The following is a 19,621-nucleotide window of genomic DNA, read 5'->3' on the forward strand; positions in this document are numbered from 1 at the left end:
CGTTCAGGAAACCCGTTCCAGCCGTGCGGCGAAGAAGCCGTCCAGACCACCGTGTTCGGCCCACATCGAGGGAAGGATGCGCAGCCAGCCTTCGGGCGTCAGGGCCTCGGGCGGCGCGCCGACGGCGGCCGGGTCGGCGGGAACGGTGCGAAAGGCCGGGTTCCGGCGCAGGAAGGCGATGATCTGGGTCTCGCCCTCCTCGCGCTCCAGCGAGCAGGTGCAATAGACCAGACGCCCGCCCGGCCCGACCCGTTCGGCGGCGGCGTCCAGCAGGCGGTGCTGCACATCGGCCAGCTTGGCCACATCGGCGGGCCGGGTGGCGCGCAGGACTTCCGGGTTGCGGCGGAAGGTGCCGGTGGCGGTGCAGGGCGCGTCCAGCAGCACGGCGTCGAAGGTGCGGGGGTCGTCCCAGTCCTCGGCCGGGACGGCGACGACCTCGGCAGCCAGGCCCGTGCGCTCCAGATTCTGGGTCAGACGCTTCAGACGCGGGGCCGAGCGGTCCAGCGCGACCACCTGGCCACCGGCGGCGGCCAGTTGCAGGGTCTTGCCGCCCGGCGCGGCGCACATGTCCAGAACCGTCTCGCCGGACTTCACGCCCAGCAGGCGGCCCGGCACGGCGGCGGCGGCGTCCTGCACCCACCAGTCGCCGGCCTCGAAGGTCGGCCAGGCCGCCACGTCGCCGCGACGCCCGGTCCGCACCGTGCCGCCCGCCAGCACCTCGCCGTCCACGGCTTCGGCGATCGCGGCGGGATCGACGCCGGGCTTGAGGCTGAGGTCTGTCGCCGGCTCCTCGCGGGCCGCCAACGCCAGTCCGACGAGAGTCGCTTCGCCATAGGCCGCCTTCCAGCGGGCGGCGATCCAGTCCGGCAGATTCGATTCCGCGGTCGTCAGCCCCGGTCCGTCGCGGCCGACGCCGCGCAGCACGGCGTTGACCAGGTTCTTGTAGGGCCGGGTCTTGGGATCACGCTCGGCCAGCTTCACCGCCGTCGAGACGGCGGCGAAGGCGGGGGTCTCCAGCACCAGGGTCTGGGCCAGGGCGATGCGCATCAGGGTGCGCACCGCCTCGGGCGGCGACTTCTGCAGGCGGCGGTCCAGAATCTGGTCGATCTCGCCCAGACGGCGCAGGGCGGCCATGGCCACGGCGCGGGCGAAGGCGCGGTCCACCGGCGCCAGGGCGCGGGCGGGCGGCTGGGACAGGGCCTCGTCCAGGCCGTTGCGCTTCTCCAGCGCGGCGTTGAGCAGGATGCCGGCGACCACGCGGGCCTCGACCCCGATGTCGTCCTGAACGGGCGGGGCCTCGGTCGAGGCCGGGCGCGGCCGACCCTTGGTCGCCATCCGGCGGCCCCGCGCCTCGGAACTCTGGCCGGGCCTCATACGGCCACCTGCGCGCCCAGCTCGACCACGCGGCCGGGCGGGATGTGGAAGAAGTCGGTGGGATTGGCGGCGTTGCGCATCAGGAAGATGAACAGCTTGTCCTGCCACAGCGGCATGCCCTGGCGCGCCGATGGGATCAGCGAACGCCGACCCAGGAAGAAGCTGGTCGACATGATGTCGAACTTCAGCCCCTGCTTGCGGCACAGGCCCAGGGCGCGCGGCACGTTCGGCGTCTCCATGAAGCCGTAGGTGACGGTCAGCCTTTTGAAGTCGTCGTTGATCGGCTCCATCTTCACCCGGTCGGCGTCCTTGACGCGCGGCCGTTCCGAGGTGCGCACCGTCAGGATGACGTTCTTCTCGTGCAGCACCTTGTTGTGCTTGAGATTGTGCATCAGGGCGACCGGCGCCACGTCCGGGTCCGACGTCAGGAAGATGGCCGTGCCCGGCGCACGGTGCGGCGGGCGGGCGTGCAGCATCTCGATCAGGTCGTTCAGCGGCAGGCTGTCCTTGCGCGTCTTGCTGGTCAGGATCTGGGTGCCGCGCACCCAGGTCCACATGATGACCACCAGGATGGCGCCCAGCACCAGCGGCATCCACGCCCCGTCAGGAATCTTGAGCAGATTGGACGTCAGGAAGACGCTGTCGATGAAGGCGAAGGGAATAAGCGTGCCGGCAACCGCCCACATGGGCCATTTCCAGCCCTTGCGGATCACCGAATAGGCCATCAGCGTATTGACCAGCATGGTCCCCGTCACCGCCACACCGTAAGCGGCGGTCAGATTGTGCGAACTGCGGAACACCACCAGCAGGGTCAGGACCCCGATCATCAGGAAGCTGTTGACCGCCGGAACATAGATCTGACCGGCCTGGGTCTCTGAGGTGTTGCGGATGTCGATGCGCGGCAGAAGGCCCAGTTGCACCGCCTGTTGCGTCACCGAGAAGGCGCCGGTGATCACGGCCTGCGAAGCCACCACGGTCGCCACGGTCGCCAGGATCAGCATGGGCCAGTAGGCGAAGCCCGGCACCATGTTCCAGAACGGATTGCTGGCCGCGGTGGGGTTCTCCAGAATGAAGGCGCCCTGCCCCAGATAGTTCAAAGTCAGGCACGGCAGGGCGAAATACAGCCAGCCCGCGCGGATCGGCGCCTTTCCGAAATGGCCCATGTCGGCATAAAGCGCCTCGGCCCCCGTCACCGCCAGGAAGACGCTGCCCAGGATGACGAAGCCCAGAAAACCGTCGTGCAGCAGCAGGCTGACGCCGTACCAGGGCGACAGGGCGCGCAGGATCGACGGATCGTCGCCGATGTGCAGAAGGCCCAGCGCGCCAAGGCTCAGGAACCAGATGGCCATGATCGGCCCGAAATATTTGGCCAGACTGGCCGTGCCGCGCGACTGGGCCATGAACAGGGCGACCAGAACGCCGGCGGCGATCGGCACGATGAAGGGGTCCAGCTTGCCCGACAGGCCCGGCGCGTCCTGAAGCCCCTCGACCGCCGACAGCACCGAAATGGCAGGCGTGATGACGCCGTCGCCATAGAACAGGGCCGCCCCGCAGACGCCCAGAATGAAGATCCACGCGCTGCGCCGCCCGACCGCGAACTGGGCCAGGGCCATCAGCGACAGGGTGCCGCCCTCGCCCTTGTTGTCGGCGCGCATCAGGAAGAAGACGTATTTGAACGTCACCACGACCATCAGCGCCCAAAAGGCCAGGGAGACCACGCCGACGACGGCCAGGTCGCCGCCCACGCCGCGCTGGGCGTGACCGATCGCCTCTCGCAGGGCGTAGAGCGGGCTGGTGCCGATGTCGCCGAAGACCACGCCGATGGCGCCCAGGGTCAGCGCCCACAAGCCGTGGCCCTTGGGGCCGTGAGCGTGGGGATCGCCGGGGGCGTGGGACCGGGGTCCCGCAACAGGGGTGGCGGCGTCCGGCGTATGCGACGCGGGCGAGGGAGCGCTCGCGTCGTGGGGAGTATCCCCGGCCATGCGTATCCTCCGGGTCGCCGGCGGCCTCGCCGGTCCCTTCAAAGCGGCGAGCCTTTAGGCGCATTCCGCGTCCGCTTCAATCGTGTCGCGCGGGATTCGGTTTCGCCGTTCGGCGGGCGGATTTGTGATTCGGCGTTCGAGGCCCTATTTTCCCCTCAGGAACAGAACCATGTCAGACAGCCAGCGCTTCCCCGTCGCCGCCCACGCCCTGGCCTATATGGCCCATAGGGGCGCCTTCGGCCCTGCGCAGGCGATGCCCAGCGGCGTCCTGGCCTCGTCCATCCCGACCAACCCTGTCGTCGTGCGCCGCGTGACCGCTCTGCTCGCCAAGGCCGGGCTGATCGCCACCCGGCCGGGCGCCACCGGCGGCTCCTGGCTGCTGCACCGGCCCGAGGAGATCGGCCTGGACGCGGTGCTGAAGGCGGTGAACGGCTGCGCCCACATCGGCTCCCCGCCCGCCGGCGCCAAGGGCTGTCCGATCAGCGAACACATTCCGCGCCAGGTGGCCAAGGCCCTGACCGCCGCCGACGAGGCTGCGACCGAGGCCCTGTCCAAAATCACCATCGCCGACCTGCTGGCCGAAAACCCCGCCTCGCTGGCGGCCTTCACCGTCCACCCGTCCTGCCCCGTCGCGGCCTGAACCTCGCATGCGCCGAACGGTCCTGATCACCGGCGCCTCGGCCGGCATCGGCGCGGCCCTGGCGCGGGTCTATGCGTCCAGAGGCTGGGATCTGATCCTGACGGCGCGTCGCCAAGGCCCGCTACAGGCCCTGGCCGACGAACTGACCACCGCCCACGGCGTCGCCGCGACCGTGATCCCCGAGGATCTGGGCGACCCGGCCGCGCCCGAACGGCTGGTGGCCGCCATCGCCGCGCGCGGCCTGACCGTCGATGGTTTGGTCAACAATGCGGGCTTCAGCCGCGTCACCGGCTTTCTGGACACGGACCTGGACGCCCACCGAGCCATGATCCAGGTCATGTTGACCGCGCCGATCGAGCTGTCGCGCCTTTTGCTGCCCGGCATGATCCAGCGCGGGTTCGGCCGGGTGCTGAACGTGGCCTCGCTGGCCGGCCAGATGCCCGCGACCGGCGGCGACACCCTGTACGGACCGATCAAGAGCTTCCTGATCAAGGCGTCGCAGGGCCTGCATCTGGAGACGCTGGGAACCGGCGTCCACGTCACGGTCCTTAACCCCGGCTACACCCTGACGGAGTTTCACGACGTCAACGGATCGCGCGATCAGGTCTCCAGCGCCTATCCGCCGTGGATGTGGATGGACGCCGCCCGCGTCGCCCGCATCGGCGTCGACGCCAGCGAGGCGAACCGCCCCAGCGTCACACCCGGCGTCATGAACAATGTCATGGCCGGCCTGGCGCGCTTCCTCCCCGACGGCCTGGCCCTGCGGATGGTGGCCAACCACGCCAGGCGGCTGGAGCGGCTGTAAGACCGCTCCCCAGCGTCAGATGTGGATGGCGTGACCCAGCGCCCGCAGCGACGCCTCGTGGAAGGCCTCGCCCAGGGTCGGATGGACGTGGATGGTCCCGGCCACATCCTCCAGCACCGCCCCCATCTCCAGCATCTGGGCGAAACTGTTGGACAGTTCCGACACATGCTGGCCCACCGCCTGTAGGCCCAGGATGCGGTGATCGGCCCTGGAGGCGATGACCCGCACGAAGCCGCCATCCTCGCCCGCCTCGATGGCCAGCGCCCGGCCGATGGCGGCGAAGGGGAAGACCGACTGGATCACGTCGTCGCGGCCCTCCACATCGTTCGGACCCAGGCCCGCCGAGACGATCTCCGGTTCGGTGAAACAGACGGCGGCGATGGTGACGGGATCAAATACCCGGTCATGGCCGGCGATGATTTCCGCGACCACCTCGCCCTGGGCCGAGCCCTTGTGCGCCAGCATGGGTTCGCCGGTCAGGTCGCCGACCGCCCAAACGTTCTTCATCGAGGTGGCGCAGCGCTGGTCGATCTTCACGAACGGCCCGGCCATGGCCACGCCCATGTTCTCCAGCCCCCAGCCCTGGGTGCGCGGCCTGCGGCCCACCGTGACCAGAACCTTGTCGGCGTCCAGTTGCAGCGGTTCGCCGTCTTTGGTCGTGATCGACAGCTTCCCGTCGCCGAAGCCCCCGGCGCGTGCGCCCAGATGCAGCTCGACGCCATGCTTCTCCAACCACTTCGCCACCGGATCGGTCAGAGCCTTGTCGTAGAGCGGCAGGATGCGCTCGGCCATTTCGACGATGGCCACCTCGGCGCCCAGTTTGCGATAGGCGATGCCCAGCTCCAGCCCGATATAGCCGCCGCCGACCACGACCAGCTTCTTGGGAACCTCCGACAGACTCAGCGCCTCGGTCGAGGAGATGACGTCCCCGCCGAACGGCAGGAAGGGCAGTTCGACCGGCTCGGACCCCGTCGCCAGGATGACGTGTTCGGCGGTGATGCGGATGTCGCCGTCGTCCGTCTTCACCACGCAGGTCTTGGCGTCTGCGAACTCGGCCCAGCCCTTGATGACCTTGACCCTGGCCTTCTTCAGCAGGGCTGCGACCCCGCCGTTCAGCTTCTTAACGATGCCGTCCTTCCATTCGACCGTCTGTTTCAGGTCGATGGCGGGCGCCGCCGCCGTGATGCCCAGCGTCCCGCCGCCGGCCGCCCTGGCCACCGTCTCGAACTTGCCCGCCGCATGGATGATGGCCTTTGACGGAATGCAGCCGACGTTCAGGCACGTCCCGCCGAGACCGTCGCCGCCGTCCACCAGCACGGTGTCCAGCCCAAGTTGGCCGCAGCGGATGCCCGCGACATAGCCGCCGGTGCCCGCGCCAATGATCAGGACTTTGGTTTTCAGGGTCTGGGTCATGCTCAGCTCATCCACAGCGTCGCCGGGTTCTCCAGCAGCCCCTTGATCCGCTGGACGAAGACCGCCGCGTCATGGCCGTCGACGATGCGGTGGTCGAAGCTGGAGGACAGGTTCATCATCTTGCGGACGACCATCTGGCCGTCCCTGACCACCACCCGTTCGGCGATCTTGTTGGGGCCGACGATGGCGACCTCGGGGTGGTTGATGATCGGGGTGTGGACCACCCCGCCCAGCGTGCCAAGCGAGGTGATGGTGATGGTCGAACCCGACAGTTCCTCCCGCTTGGCCGAACCGTCCTTGGCCGCGCCCGACACCCGCGCGATCTCCTGCGCCGTATCGTAGGGGTCGCGCGCCTCGGCATGACGGACCACCGGCACCATCAGGCCGTTCGGGGTCTGGGCGGCGATGCCCAGATGGACCGGAGCGTGCTGGGTCAGGACGCCGGCCTCGTCGTCATAGGTGGCGTTGATCTGGGGCTGGTCGCGCAGGGCGACCACGATGGCGCGGGCGATGAAGGGCAGGACGTTCAGCTTGGGCTGATCCTTGGACTTCGTCGCGTTCAGGTGGGCGCGCAGCTCCTCCACCGCCGTCATGTCGATTTCCTCGACATAGGTGATGTGCGGGATGCGGCGCACGCTCTCGGCCATCTTCTCGGCGATCTTGCGACGCAGGCCGATGATGCGGACCTCGGTCGTCCCTTCCGCCCTGGCGTAGGTCGATCCGCCGCCGGTCGGGGCGGAGGCGGGTTGAGAACCGCCCCGCGCGATGAAGCCGTCCAGGTCTTCGTGGGTGATGCGTCCGGCGGGGCCGGAGCCGGGCACGAAGGTCAGGTCCACGCCCAGGTCGCGCGCGCGGTTGCGCACGGCGGGCGAGGCCAGCGGACGTTCGCCGGCGGCGCGTCCGGTCAGGGCCGGAACGGGATTGGACGGGGGCGGCGTCGATGTCTTCGAAATCGCACTCGCCGTATTCGAAATCACAGCGGAATTCGTCGTCGAATTCTCCGCGGGTTTCGGGGTCGAAACGGGCGTCGAGACATTGCCCCGCCCCTCGACATCGAAGGCCACCAGCGGGCCGCCGACGGGCACGGCCTTGCCCGCCTCGCCATACAGGGCGACGACCGTTCCGGCGACCGGCGAGGTGATTTCGACGGTGGCCTTGTCGGTCATGACGTCGGCCAGGATCTGGTCCTCCTCGACCGCATCCCCGACCTTGACGTGCCAGCCGACCAGCTCGGCCTCGGCCGTGCCCTCGCCCACGTCGGGCAGTTTGAAGACGTAGTTGCCGGACGTCGGCGCTTCGACAGGGGCGGCAGGCGGGCTCTCGACCTTCGGCGCATCGGCGACCACAGGCGCAGGGTCCGGCTTGGCGACGGCGGCAGGCGCCGGGGCGTCATCCGCATTGCCCGCGCCCTCGACCTCGAACTCCACCAGGGGGCCGCGCACGGGGACCATGGCGCCGGGTTCGCCGTGCAGGGCCGTGACTGTGCCGGACACCGGGGCGGTGATCTCGACCGTGGCCTTGTCGGTCATGACGTCGGCGACGATCTGGTCCTCGGCGACCACATCGCCGACCTTGACGTGCCAGGCGACCAGTTCGGCCTCGGCGGTGCCTTCGCCCACGTCGGGCAGTTTGAAGACGAAACGACCCATCTCAGCGACCTCCCGTCATGACGCTCTTCAAGGCGTCTGCGACCCGTTGCGGTCCGGGGAAATATTCCCATTCGAAAGCATGGGGATAGGGGGTATCCCAGCCCGTCACGCGCGCGACGGGCGCCTCCAGGTGATAGAAACAGCGCTCCTGCACCAGGGCCGACAGCTCGCCGCCGAAGCCCGAGGTCTTGGGCGCCTCATGCACGATGACGCAGCGGCCGGTCTTCTTGACCGAGGCCTCGATGGTCTCGATGTCCAGCGGAACCAGGGTGCGCAGGTCGATGACCTCGGCGTCCACGCCCGCGTGTTCGGCGCCCGCCAACGCGACCCAGACCATGGTGCCATAGGCCAGGATGGTGACGTCGTTCCCCTCGCGCATGACGCGCGCCTTGCCGATGGGTTCGACGTATTTGGCCGTCGGGACCTGGGCCAGATCCTGCGTCTTCCACGGCGAGACCGGCTTTTCGTGCCAGCCGTCGAACGGGCCGTTGTAGAGGCGTTTCGGCTCGAAGAAGACGACAGGATCGTCGTCCTCGATGGCGGCGGTCAACAGGCCCTTGGCGTCATAGGGGTTGGACGGAATGACGACCTTCAGGCCCGCGATATGGGTGAACAGGCTTTCCGGCGACTGGCTGTGGGTCTGGCCGCCGAAGATGCCGCCGCCATAGGGGCTGCGGATCGTGATGGGCGCGGTGAACTGACCGCCCGAGCGATAGCGCATCTTGGCCGCCTCGGAGACGATCTGGTCATAGGCCGGATAGATGTAGTCGGCGAACTGGATCTCCACGACCGGGCGCAGGCCATAGGCGCCCATGCCGATGGCGGCGGCGACGATGCCGCATTCGCTGATCGGGGCGTCGAAGCTGCGGGTCAGGCCGTGCTTCTGCTGCAGCTTGTCGGTGACGCGGAAGACGCCGCCGAAATAGCCCGCGTCCTCGCCGAACGACAGGACGTTGGGGTCCTCGGCCATCTTGACGTCGATGGCCGAGTTCAGGGCCTGGATCATGTTCATCGGCACGATACCGGCGCCGGACGCCTGGGAGGCGGGCGCGGCGTTCTGATCGACCATGTCGGGCTCGACGCCGTCGTTGCGGTCGGCCTCGGTGAAGGTGGTTTGCTCAGCCATGATCAGACCCCCACTTCGCGGCGCTGTTCGACCAGCCGCCAGTCCTCGGTCGCATAGACCTCTTCGAACATCGTCTTCACGCTGGGGCGCGATTGACCGAGCGTGCCAATGGCCTCGGCTTCCTTGCCGGCGGCGCGAACCTGTTCGACGGCCTCCTTCAGCGCGGCCGCGTGACGCTCGTCGTCCCACTCGCCGATCACGGTCAGGTGCTGGCGCAGACGCTCCAGCGGATCGCCCAGCGGCCATTTCTCGTGCTCGTCGCCGGGGCGATAGCGGCTGGGGTCGTCGGAGGTCGAGTGCGGGGCGCCGCGATAGGTGAACAGCTCGATCACCGTCGCGCCCTGGTTCGACCGCGCGCGTTCCTCGGCCCACTGGGTCGCGGCCCAGACCGCCAGGAAGTCGTTGCCGTCCACCCGCAGGGCCGGCAGGCCATAGCCGATGGCCTTGGAGGCGAAGGTGGTCTCAAGCCCGCCCGCGATGCCCATGAAGGACGAGATGGCCCACTGATTGTTGACCACGTTCAGGATCACCGGGGCGCGATAGACGCTGGCGAAGGTCAGGGCGTTGTGGAAGTCGCCTTCGGCCGTGGCGCCGTCGCCGATCCAGCTGACGGCGATCTTGTCGTCGCCCTTGTAGGCGCTGGCCATGGCCCAACCGACCGCCTGCGGCACCTGGGTGCCCAGATTGCCCGAGATGGTGAAGAAGCCATAGTCCTTGGCCGAATACATGATCGGCAACTGGCGGCCTTTGATCGGGTCGGCCGCGTTCGAATAGATCTGGTTCATCATATCGACCAGCGGATAGCCGCGCGCGATCAGCAGCCCCTGCTGGCGATAGGTGGGAAAGCCCATGTCCTCGCGGCTGAGCAGCATCCCCTGCGCGACCGCGATGGCTTCTTCGCCGGTGCATTTCATATAGAAGCTGGTCTTGCCCTGGCGGTGGGCGCGGTGCATCCGGTCGTCGAAGGCGCGCGTCAGGATCATGGCCTTCAGGCCGCGACGCAGGGTCTCGGGGTCCAGACGCGGGTTCCACGGACCGACCGCCTGGCCCTCGTCGTCCAATACGCGAATCAGGCGGAAGGCCAGGTCACGCATCTCATAGGGCGTGGACCCGACTTCGGGGCGTTCGACGGCCCCGGCGGCGTCCAGCTTCAGATGGCTGAAGTCCGGCGCATCCCCCGGCCGCCCGGAGGGTTCGGGTACATGCAAGGACAACGGCTGGCTGTTCTTTTTCATGTTTTTATCGTTCATGCGGGCGTCCCTGTTCCTTTCGGAGTCCGTCCGTGCTTCCTCTGACCGTGTGATAACACGGCGCTCCAGCAGGCGCTCGCTCAATTTGACCTTGCATATTCCCGATTTCGGGTATTTTATTTCGCCATAACCATAATCGGAGAAACGCATTGGCGGACGAACTCGATCCCATCGACGCCCGGATCCTGGATATCCTTCAACAAGACGCCGGATTGTCGGTCGCGGAAGTCGCGGATCGGGTCGGGCTGTCGGCCTCGCCCTGCTGGCGCCGGATCAAGCGGCTGGAGGATTCCGGCCTGATCACCAAGCGCGTCACCCTGCTGAACGCGCAACTCCTGGGCCTGGATTTCGAGGTCTACGCCATCGTCAAACTGACCCTGCCGTCGTCCGAGAATCTCGAGATTTTCGACAAGGCCGTGGCCGGATGGTCCGAGGTCGTCCAGTGCGCCACCATCACGGGGCGCGAGGACTATGTGCTGCGCATCATCACCTCCGACATGCATGCCTTCGACCGCTTCCTGCGCGAGAAGCTGCTGGCCCTGGGCCTGGTGTCCGACTGCGAGAGCCATATCGTCACCCGCGGCGTGAAGAATGTGACCGCCCTGCCCCTTGGCATCGTCACGCCTCACGTCGGATAACGTCGCTCAGGCGGGCCGTTCCGCCAGAGGACCACGACCATGATCGAACTGGTGATCGACGCGCGCCGCAAGGACCTTGGCGGGTTCGAGGTCGGGCGCGTCCTGCCCTTCCACGCGCGGCGGATGGTGGGGCCGTTCATCTTCCTGGACCAGATGGGACCGGCCGAGTTCGCGCCCGGCGCCACGGCCGTCGATGTGCGGCCCCACCCGCACATCGGCCTGTCGACCCTGACCTATCTGTTCGAGGGCGAGATCATGCACCATGACAACCTCGGCTATAATCAGGCGATCCGTCCGGGCGAGGTGAACTGGATGACCGCCGGGCGCGGCATCGTCCATTCCGAACGCACCGATCCCCTCAAGAAGAGCCAGGGCGGGCCGATGCACGGCATGCAGGCCTGGGTCGCCCTGCCGACCGAGGCCGAGGAGGTCGAGCCGTCCTTCCATCACCTGGGCGAGGACGCCCAGCCGACATATGAGAACGGCGGCCTGTTCGCCCGACTGGTGGCGGGCGAAGCCTACGGCGCCAAGGCGGCGGCCCCGGTCTCCTCGCCCCTGTTCTATGTCCATTGGGAGCTGCAGCCAGGCGTGCGCACCGCCCCGCCCGCCGCGCGCGAGATGAGCGAGCGCGCCCTGTTCGTCGCCAAGGGCTCCATCGAGGTCGGCGACCGCACCTTCCACGAAGGCCAGATGATCGTGCTGGAGCCCGGCGCCGAGCCGACCGTCAAGGCCCTGACCCAGGCCACCGTCATGGTGCTGGGCGGGGAGCCGGTGGGCGAGCGGCTGATCTGGTGGAACTTCGTCTCCTCCAGCCAGGCGCGGCTGGACCAGGCCAAGGCCGACTGGAAGGCCGGCCGCATGGCCCTGCCCAGCGAGGACGACCTGGAGTTCATCCCCCTGCCGGAAGAGCCCGCCGCCGCCCAGGCCGCGCCCGCGCCGGTGGAGCCCAAGCCGACCGATCCGGTCTGAGACTTTGTGCGAAATGAGGACGAGGGCAAAATGTCCAAAGCCATTTCAGCTTGAAGCCTCAGGCTCCCAAGGAGCCTACACGCTGCGTTTTGAACCGATTGATGATTGGGAAGGCTTCTTTGTCGTCGAAGGGCTTTCGACCTCTATGCGATGGTCCGTTCTGTCCGTCGAACGAAGCGAAACAGGTGAGTTGATCCTGTCTGGAACGACTGATGGCAGTCTAGTGGTTTGGGATGACGAGTATTGGTGCGAAGCCGTCATAGGGCCCGAACGCGCTTGCCTGACCTTTTGGATAGACCGCATCCTGATCCGCACCGATGAGGCATCGGGTATAGGCATGATCGCTACAACCGGCTAACGCCTGCGCCATGAATTTCGATTTCGACGCCCAGATCACCGCCGCCCTGTTCGACGCGTCCGGCGCGATCTTCGCCCTGGGCGACGGCTCGGTCCGATTCGAGGACCGCACGCGGGTCCAGGCGCACGACGGCGCCGTCCTGTGCGCCTGCGTCCACCCCTCGGGCCAGGGCGTCGTCACCGGCGGCGACGACGGCAAGGTCGTCTGGAGCCGGCGCGACGAGGGTCCGGTCGTTCTGGCGACGGCCAGGAACCAGTGGATCGACGCCATCGACGCGGCGTCGGCCACGGGCCTGATCGCCTTTTCCTGGGGCCGCACCCTGTCGGTGATCGACGCCGCCGACGTCGGCTTCCGCCGCGATTTCCAGCATGAGCGCACCGTCTCCGGCGTCGCCTTCGATCCCAAGGGCCGGCGCATCGCCGCCTCCACCTATGGCGGGGCGGCCCTGTGGTACGCCCGGATCGAAAAGCAGCAGCCGACCAGGCTGGCCTGGGCCGGGTCGCACACCGGCGTCGCCTTTTCGCCCGACGGCGCCTTCGTCGTCACCACCATGCAGGACAACCAGCTGCACGGCTGGCGGCTGAAGGACGCCAAGAACCTGCGCATGGGCGGCTATCCGTCCAAGGTGCGCTCCCTGGCCTTCCTGGCGAACGGCCAGATCCTGGCCACCTCGGGGGCGCAAGGGGCGGTGCTGTGGCCCTTCGTCGGATCGAACGGTCCCATGGGACGCGAGGCGACCGAGATCGGCTATGACGACACCACCCTGGTCAACCTCGTCGCCGCCCGGCCCGACCAACCGCTGGTGGCGGCGGGCCTGGGTGACGGCCGGGTCTGGATCGCCCACCCGGCGGGCCAGGGGTTGAACTTCGTCAAGTCCGACAAGGGCGCGGCCATCGTCGCCCTGGCCCTCAACCCCGAGGCCGACAAGGTCGCCTGGGCCGACGAGGACGGCGGCGCCGGCGTCACGGTCCTCTAGCCCATGGCGCGTTCGGGCAAGTCGCGCTGGCGCCGGGTCTGGCTGGCCCTGCTGTTGCTTATCGTGGGCGTGCCCATCGGCGGGGTTCTGCTGTTCGCCATCGTGCCGCCGACGCCGACCATCCTGATGGTGCAGCAGGCCGTGCGCGGCGAGGGGCTGGATTACCGCTGGCGCGGCCTGAACGCCATCTCGCCCCATCTGGTGGACGCCGCCATCGCCGCCGAGGACGCGCGCTTCTGCGCCCATCGCGGCTTCGACATGACGGCCATTGAGAAGGCGCTGGACCATAACGCCGACGGCGGCCGCCTGCGCGGCGGCTCCACCATCAGCCAGCAGACGGCCAAGAACGTCTTTCTTTGGCCCTCGCGCGACTGGGTCCGGAAAGGGCTGGAGGCCGGCTACACCGTCCTGATCGAGACGGTCTGGGGCAAGCGCCGGATCATGGAGGTCTATCTGAACGTGGTGGAATGGGCGCCCGGCGTCTATGGCGCCCAGGCCGCTTCGCAGCATTGGTTCGGCAAGGACGCCCGGTCCCTGACCCGGGCCGAGGCGGCGCGCCTGGCCGCCATCCTGCCCTCCCCGCGCCGGTATCAGGCCGCCGATCCCGGCCCCTATGTCCGGCGCCGCGCCGGCCGCATCCAGGCGGCCATGGGAACGGTGCGCGACCAGGGACTGGACGCCTGCGTCCTGGGTCGGAACGCTTGACGACGGACGGCGGCTGACCTCTCCTGCGCCGGCTGTTCAGGAGATCCATGATGAAGCGTCAGTTGATGGCCGCCGCTGCGGTCTGCGTCCTCGCCTTCACCGCCGGCTGCGCCAGCACCAGCGCCCCTGCCGACCAGAAGGCCGAAGCCTCCAGGCCCGCCGCGTCCGCCGCCGAGGCCGACTATCCGATCACCGCCCAGGGCGCGACCGCCTTCGTCGCCGACGCCGAGGCGAAGTTAGCCCAGGTCAGCGAATACGTCGCCCGTATCCAATGGGCGCGCGCCACCAACATCACCTTCGACACCATGTGGCTGGAATCGCGCGCCAACGCCGAGGCGACCGAGCTTCAGGTCAAGTTCGCCAACCAGGCCGCCCGGTTCAACGACGTCCAGGTCGACCCGGTGGTGCGGCGCAAGCTGGACCTTCTGCGCCTGGGCCTGGTCCTGCCCGCGCCCAACCGGCCCGGCGCCGCCGAGGAACTGTCGCAGATCACCACCCGACTGGACTCGACCTATTCGACCGGCAAGTTCGATTTCAAGGGTCGCCAGATCACGCTGGACGAGGCCTCGCTGATCCTGGCCGACAGCCGCGATCCGAACGAGACCAAGGCCCTGTACGAGGGCTGGCGCACCATTTCGCCGGTCATGCGCGACGACTACGCCCGCATGGTCGAGATCGCCAACGAGGGCTCGCGCGAACTGGGTTTCGCCGACACCGGCGCCCTGTGGCGCTCGGGCTACGACATGCCGGCCGACGCCTTCGCCGCCGAGACCGACCGTCTGTGGGAACAGGTCCGGCCCTTCTACGAGAACCTCCACTGCTACGTCAGGGCGCGGCTGAACGCCAAATACGGCGACGCGGTCCAGCCCGACCACGGTCCGATCCGCGCCGATCTGCTGGGCAATATGTGGTCGCAGCAGTGGGGCAATATCTACGACGTGGTCGCCCCGACCGGCGGCGCCGGCTCCAGCTATGACCTGACGGAGTTGCTCAAGGCCGCCGACTACGACCCCGTGAAGATGGTCAGGACCGGCGAGGGTTTCTACGTCTCGCTGGGTCTCGATCCCCTGCCCCAGACCTTCTGGGAACGCAGCCAGATCGTCCGCCCGCGCGACCGCGAGGTGGTCTGCCACGCCTCGGCCTGGGACCTGGACAATCTCGACGACATCCGCATCAAGATGTGCACCAACGTCAATGGCGACGACTTTTACACCGTCCACCACGAACTGGGTCACAACTACTATCAGCGGGCCTACAAGAACCAGCCGATGCTGTTCCGCAACGGGGCCAACGACGGCTTCCACGAGGCCATCGGCGACTTCGTCGGCCTGTCGGCCCTGACGCCCACCTATCTGAACCAGATCGGCCTGTTGAAGACCACGCCGGGCGCCGAGGAGGACATTCCCTTCCTGCTGAAGATGGCGCTGGACAAGATCGCCTTCCTGCCCTTCGGCCTGATGGTGGACCGCTGGCGCTGGGACGTCTTCTCGGGCGCGACCACGCCGGACCAGTACAACGCCGCCTGGACCGCCGACATGCTGAAGTACCAGGGTCTGATCCCGCCCGGCCCGCGCCCGGCCGGAGCCTTCGACCCCGGCGCCAAATACCATGTGCCGGGCAACACCCCCTACACCCGCTACTTCTTGGCCCATATCTACCAGTTCCAGTTCCAGCGCGCGGCCTGCCGCCAGGCCGGCTGGACCGGGCCGCTGCACCGCTGCTCGGTCTATGGCAACAAGGAAGTCGGCGCCCGCTTCAACGCCATGCTGCAGATGGGTCAGTCCCGCCCCTGGCCCGAGGCGATGCAGGCCTTCACCGGCGAAACGACCAACGACGCCTCGGCGGTGGCGGACTATTTCGCCCCGCTGAACGCCTGGCTGACCGTGCAGAACCGCGGCCATCGGTGCGGCTGGTCCGCCGCTTGACCGGGCGTTCGACCGCCTAACGCGGATTAACCGCGACGCTTGAGGCTTCCCTTAACCGTGTGACGGCAGACTGTCGTCACGCGGGCGGTCTTCGCCTGTTCGAGGATGACCATGGCGACGGCGCAACGACTGATCGGTTCGACCTTCCGGCGGCTGTGCGGGCTTGCAGCCCGCCTGGGCTCGGACCGGCGCGGCAATGTGGTGATGATGTTCGCCTTCGCCATGCCGCTGCTGCTCATGCTCACCTTCGGCGGGATCGACATCAACCGCATCACCACGGTCAAGGCGCGAATGCAGGATGCACTGGACGCCGCCGCCCTGGCCGCCGCGCGTTCGACCTACACCGAGCCCGCCGATCTGAAGCGGGTGGCCCTGGTGGCGTTGAACGCCAACCTGCGCAACTCCGATGTCGAACCGCTTCAGGATTCTGACTTCACCATCGCCCTGACCGACGATCAGATCGTCGTCGCCGACCTCAAGGTTCGCGTGAAAACCCTGGTCGCCAACATCGTCCTGCCGCCCTATGGCAAGCTTCTGGACGACACCGTCCCGCTGAGCGCCCATTCCGAGGTCAACCGCTCGTCCAAGGACATCGAAGTGGCCCTGGTCCTGGACATCACCGGGTCGATGACCACCGCCAAGCTCAAGTCCCTGAAAGACGCCGCCAAGGAACTGGTCGACATCGTCGTTCAGGACCAGCAGTCGCCCTACTATTCGAAAATGTCGATCGTGCCATACTCGATGGGCGTGAACCTGGGGTCCGCCTATGCGACGACGGCTCGAGGGACGCCGACCGCTGCAACGTCCATCACCAACATCACCTGGTACACCGGCTCGGTGCAGACCGTGACGGCGGCGACCAAGGCCACGCCGACCGCCATCACCACCTCCGCCAACCACGGCTTCGCCGTCGGCGACAAGGTGGCTTTCTGGAACGTCAGCGGCATGACCGGCCTGAACGGCGTGGTCTATACGGTCGGTTCCGTGCCGTCGTCCAAGACGTTCACGCTGAAGAACGCGGCCAACAACACGAATATCGACAGTCGGAACTGGAGCTCGCTCAACACATCCAGTTCAACCCCCTATGTCGCCAAATGCGCGCGGACCGACTGCAAGCCCACGGTTACGTCGGCCAATCACGGCCTTCTTGCGTCCGGCGGAACCGTCTATCTCAGCGGGATCGGCGGAATGACGAACCTGAACAGCAAGGGCTTTCAGACCACCAATCTGACGTCCAACACCTTCCTGCTGGAAACGGTCGGATCACAGACCTACACCGGCGGCGGAAGCGCCTATTGCGGCCACTACGGGTGCCAGTGGCGCGTATTCGTCAGCGCGGCCGGAAGCCTTCAATGGCTGGCGAACAGCACTTGCGTCAGCGAACGCACCGGCGCCGAGGCCTACAGCGACGCCAGTCCTACGGTCGCGAAAGTCAGTTTCAGCTATCCTGCGTCGAACAACGGTTGCCCCGCCAGCACGATCCTGCCCTTGTCCAGCAGCAAGACGGACCTGAAATCGTTGATCAGCAGCCTTTCGGCAGGCGGGTCCACCGCCGGACAGATCGGCGCGGCCTGGGGCTGGTATTCCGTCTCTCCGAACTTCGCCGCCATGTGGGGTTCTTCGGCGCCGGCCGCCTACAACACCAGAAAGACGTTGAAGGCGGTCATCCTGATGACGGACGGTGAGTTCAACACGCCCTACAGCAGCGGCGTGATCGCCAAAGACGCCGGAAGCGGGTCCGGAAACGATAGCGACCACATCAACCAGAACGCCACAAACGGCGACTCCTTCACCCAAAGCGAGCGGTTGTGCGCGGCGATGAAGGCTCAGGGCGTCATTGTCTATACGGTCGGTTTCCAGGTGGCGTCGGAAGGCAACGCCGCCGACCTGATGAAAACCTGCGCCACATCGCCGGCCTACGCCTATCTGCCCACCTCAACATCGGATCTCAGCGAGGCCTTCCAGGCCATCGGCCGCGACATCACCCGGCTGCGGATTTCCCGCTGACGCTCAGAGCAGCCGGATCTCGCGCAGCCGTTCCGTCAGATAGTCCTCGGCCAGAATGGTCTTGCCGACGTATCGGTCCGGATTGTCCGGCGTGATCGTGCTGGGCAGGGTCTCGATCGGGAAGTCCGGATTGAAGTGCAGGAAGAAGGGCGTCGAATAGCGGGCGAAGCCGCGACGCTCGGGCGCCGGATTGACCACGCGATGGGTCGTCGACGGCAGGACGTGGTTGGTCAGCCGCTGCAGCATGTCGCCGATATTGACCACCAGTGCGCCCGGCGGCGGGGCGATGTCCAGCCATTGGCCGTCCCGATCCAGCAGCTGCAGCCCGGCTTCTTCGGCCCCGAGCAGCAGGGTGATCACATTGATGTCCTCGTGCGCCCCGGCCCGCACACCCGGCGCGTCGGCCGGCACCGGCGGATAGTGCAGCATGCGCAGCACGCTGTTGCCCAGCTGGACCTTGTCCTCGAAAAAGTCGTCGCCCAGCTTCAGATAACGGGCGATCGCGCGCAACACCCGCGCGCCCAGCCGGTCCAGATCCTCGAACATGCCGTACAGATGCTCGCGGAACCCTTCGACCTCGGTCGGCCAGACGTTGTCGCGCATATATTGGCGATAGGGATGGCCGTCCGGCAGTTCCCGGCCGACGTGCCAGAATTCCTTCAGGTCCACGGTCGCGGCGCCCTTGGCCGCCTCGACGCCGAAGGGCGTCAGGCCGCGCGCGCCGCCCGTGCCGGGCTGATGGTACTGACGCTTGACGTCTTCGGGCAGGGCGAAGAAGGCCTTGGCGTCGTCGAGGGCCGCGGCGATGCGCGTCTCGTCCAGGCCGTGATCGGCGACGACGGCGAAACCGTAGCGCGCGAAGGAGGCCCCCAGGGCGTCGCTGAAGGCCTGGAAGTCGGTGTCGTACAGGCTCATCGACACGGGGACGATGGCGCGGCCTGCGGGGGTTTCTGTCTGGGTCGCGCTCACGGCGTCGTCCTCGTTCTGATCGGGTGCGGCGGTTCCCATACGCCCTTTCCCCGTCGATGTCAGGTCACGGCCTTGTTCAGCAACGGTACAGCTTGGAACCTAGACAGTAGGGCCGCGTTTCTGCGCCAGACCGATAAACCGAGAAGGATCTCCTCATGCGCGCCAAGATTATTGTCGCCGGCGTCTCCATCGCCGCCCTGCTGGGCGCCGCCGCCTGCACCACCACCGACCCCTATCGCTCCGCGCCTCAGCGCAACAACACCGGCACGGGCGCCATCGCCGGCGCGGTCGGCGGCGCCCTGCTGGGCTATCTGACCAATACTTCCAACGGCGAACAGGGTCGCAAGAACGCCTTGATCGGCGCGGGTATCGGCGCCCTGGGCGGCGCCGCCGTCGGCCGCTACATGGATAACCAGCAGCGGGCGCTGGAATCCCAACTGTCGGGCAGCGGCGTCGGCGTGGCGCGCCAGGGCGACAATCTGGTCCTGCGCATGCCTTCGGATGTCACCTTCGCCACCAACCAGTCCTCCATCGACGCCCGCTTCATGCCGGTTCTGGACGATGTGGCCCAGGTGCTGCAGCAGTATGACCAGTCCACCATCGACGTGCTGGGCTATACGGATTCAAGCGGCGGCGACGCCATCAACCAGCCGCTGTCCGAACGTCGGGCCAGCAGCGTGGCCTCCGAGCTGGTGCGTCGCGGCGTCATCGCCCAACGCATCTATGTGGCCGGCATGAGCTCGCAGAACCCGGTGGCCTCCAACGCCACGCCGGAAGGCCGCGCCATGAACCGGCGGGTCGAAATCCTGATCCGGCCGTTCCGCGGCTGATCGGA

16 protein-coding genes are annotated in these 19,621 nt (G+C 67.5%); 9 read left to right on the top strand and 7 right to left on the bottom strand.

Annotation, left to right across the window (positions count from 1 at the left end):
- Window positions 1-3 precede the first annotated feature (3 nt).
- Both ACWPV3_RS03075 and ACWPV3_RS03080 read right to left on the bottom strand, forming a co-directional pair.
- Window positions 4-1,374 (bottom strand): RsmB/NOP family class I SAM-dependent RNA methyltransferase, encoded by a 1,371-nt coding sequence (locus tag ACWPV3_RS03075; RefSeq protein WP_453976798.1) that lies wholly within the window; start codon window positions 1,372-1,374, stop codon window positions 4-6.
- The gene (locus ACWPV3_RS03080; protein WP_292088477.1) at window positions 1,371-3,356 is read right to left on the bottom strand and encodes a potassium transporter Kup; all 1,986 of its coding nucleotides are present in this window, start codon (window positions 3,354-3,356) and stop codon (window positions 1,371-1,373) included. The genes ACWPV3_RS03075 and ACWPV3_RS03080 overlap by 4 nt, the downstream gene beginning before the upstream one ends.
- Window positions 3,357-3,525: 169 nt before the next feature.
- Here ACWPV3_RS03080 and ACWPV3_RS03085 point away from each other — a divergent pair, with 169 nt between their 5' ends.
- Both ACWPV3_RS03085 and ACWPV3_RS03090 read left to right on the top strand, forming a co-directional pair.
- Window positions 3,526-3,996, top strand: coding sequence for an Rrf2 family transcriptional regulator (locus ACWPV3_RS03085; protein ID WP_313453812.1), 471 nt, complete (start codon window positions 3,526-3,528; stop codon window positions 3,994-3,996).
- A gap of 7 nt (window positions 3,997-4,003) precedes the next feature.
- Window positions 4,004-4,801, top strand: coding sequence for an SDR family NAD(P)-dependent oxidoreductase (locus ACWPV3_RS03090; protein WP_313453811.1), 798 nt, complete (start codon window positions 4,004-4,006; stop codon window positions 4,799-4,801).
- A gap of 15 nt (window positions 4,802-4,816) precedes the next feature.
- On the opposite strand, the gene lpdA is transcribed toward ACWPV3_RS03090, so the two are convergent.
- Genes lpdA through ACWPV3_RS03110 form a run of 4 tightly spaced genes read right to left on the bottom strand, consistent with a single transcriptional unit; the run spans window position 4,817 to window position 10,224 of the window.
- Window positions 4,817-6,214, bottom strand: coding sequence for a dihydrolipoyl dehydrogenase (gene lpdA, locus ACWPV3_RS03095; RefSeq protein WP_313453693.1), 1,398 nt, complete (start codon window positions 6,212-6,214; stop codon window positions 4,817-4,819).
- A gap of 2 nt (window positions 6,215-6,216) precedes the next feature.
- A complete protein-coding gene (locus ACWPV3_RS03100; RefSeq protein WP_453976799.1) occupies window positions 6,217-7,863 on the bottom strand; it encodes a 2-oxo acid dehydrogenase subunit E2 in 1,647 nt (548 codons plus the stop codon).
- A gap of 1 nt (window position 7,864) precedes the next feature.
- On the bottom strand, window positions 7,865-8,989 hold the full coding sequence (locus ACWPV3_RS03105) for an alpha-ketoacid dehydrogenase subunit beta (RefSeq protein ID WP_292088483.1): 1,125 nt from the start codon (window positions 8,987-8,989) through the stop codon (window positions 7,865-7,867).
- Between the two features lie 2 nt (window positions 8,990-8,991).
- Window positions 8,992-10,224 carry a thiamine pyrophosphate-dependent enzyme gene (locus ACWPV3_RS03110; RefSeq protein ID WP_453976800.1) on the bottom strand — a complete coding sequence of 411 codons (1,233 nt, stop codon included), beginning with the start codon at window positions 10,222-10,224 and terminating at the stop codon, window positions 8,992-8,994.
- 164 nt (window positions 10,225-10,388) lie between these two features.
- Between ACWPV3_RS03110 and ACWPV3_RS03115 the strand changes: the two genes are divergently transcribed.
- The 6 genes from ACWPV3_RS03115 to ACWPV3_RS03140 all read left to right on the top strand — a co-directional run bounded on the left by ACWPV3_RS03115 (window position 10,389) and on the right by ACWPV3_RS03140 (window position 17,817).
- Window positions 10,389-10,877: an Lrp/AsnC family transcriptional regulator gene (locus ACWPV3_RS03115; RefSeq protein WP_453976801.1), complete on the top strand. Its 489-nt coding sequence runs from the start codon at window positions 10,389-10,391 to the stop codon at window positions 10,875-10,877.
- A 39-nt stretch (window positions 10,878-10,916) separates the two neighbouring features.
- Complete coding sequence (locus ACWPV3_RS03120; RefSeq protein WP_453976802.1) at window positions 10,917-11,846, top strand: pirin family protein; 930 nt, start codon at window positions 10,917-10,919, stop codon at window positions 11,844-11,846.
- Window positions 11,847-12,214: 368 nt separating this feature from the next.
- A complete protein-coding gene (locus ACWPV3_RS03125; RefSeq protein WP_453976803.1) occupies window positions 12,215-13,180 on the top strand; it encodes a WD40 repeat domain-containing protein in 966 nt (321 codons plus the stop codon).
- A 3-nt stretch (window positions 13,181-13,183) separates the two neighbouring features.
- The gene (mtgA, locus tag ACWPV3_RS03130; RefSeq protein WP_292088491.1) at window positions 13,184-13,885 is read left to right on the top strand and encodes a monofunctional biosynthetic peptidoglycan transglycosylase; all 702 of its coding nucleotides are present in this window, start codon (window positions 13,184-13,186) and stop codon (window positions 13,883-13,885) included.
- 50 nt (window positions 13,886-13,935) lie between these two features.
- On the top strand, window positions 13,936-15,810 hold the full coding sequence (locus ACWPV3_RS03135) for a M2 family metallopeptidase (RefSeq protein ID WP_453976804.1): 1,875 nt from the start codon (window positions 13,936-13,938) through the stop codon (window positions 15,808-15,810).
- Window positions 15,811-15,921: 111 nt separating this feature from the next.
- Window positions 15,922-17,817: a pilus assembly protein TadG-related protein gene (locus ACWPV3_RS03140; RefSeq protein ID WP_453976805.1), complete on the top strand. Its 1,896-nt coding sequence runs from the start codon at window positions 15,922-15,924 to the stop codon at window positions 17,815-17,817.
- Between the two features lie 3 nt (window positions 17,818-17,820).
- Here the strand turns inward: ACWPV3_RS03140 and ACWPV3_RS03145 are convergent, their stop codons facing one another.
- Window positions 17,821-18,732, bottom strand: coding sequence for an isopenicillin N synthase family dioxygenase (locus ACWPV3_RS03145; protein ID WP_292088501.1), 912 nt, complete (start codon window positions 18,730-18,732; stop codon window positions 17,821-17,823).
- A 209-nt stretch (window positions 18,733-18,941) separates the two neighbouring features.
- Here ACWPV3_RS03145 and ACWPV3_RS03150 point away from each other — a divergent pair, with 209 nt between their 5' ends.
- Entirely contained in the window at window positions 18,942-19,616 is a 675-nt protein-coding gene (locus ACWPV3_RS03150) for an OmpA family protein (RefSeq protein ID WP_453976806.1), read from the top strand.
- Window positions 19,617-19,621 lie beyond the last annotated feature (5 nt).

The sequence above is a fragment of the Brevundimonas sp. Marseille-Q4549 genome, assembly GCF_976940555.1.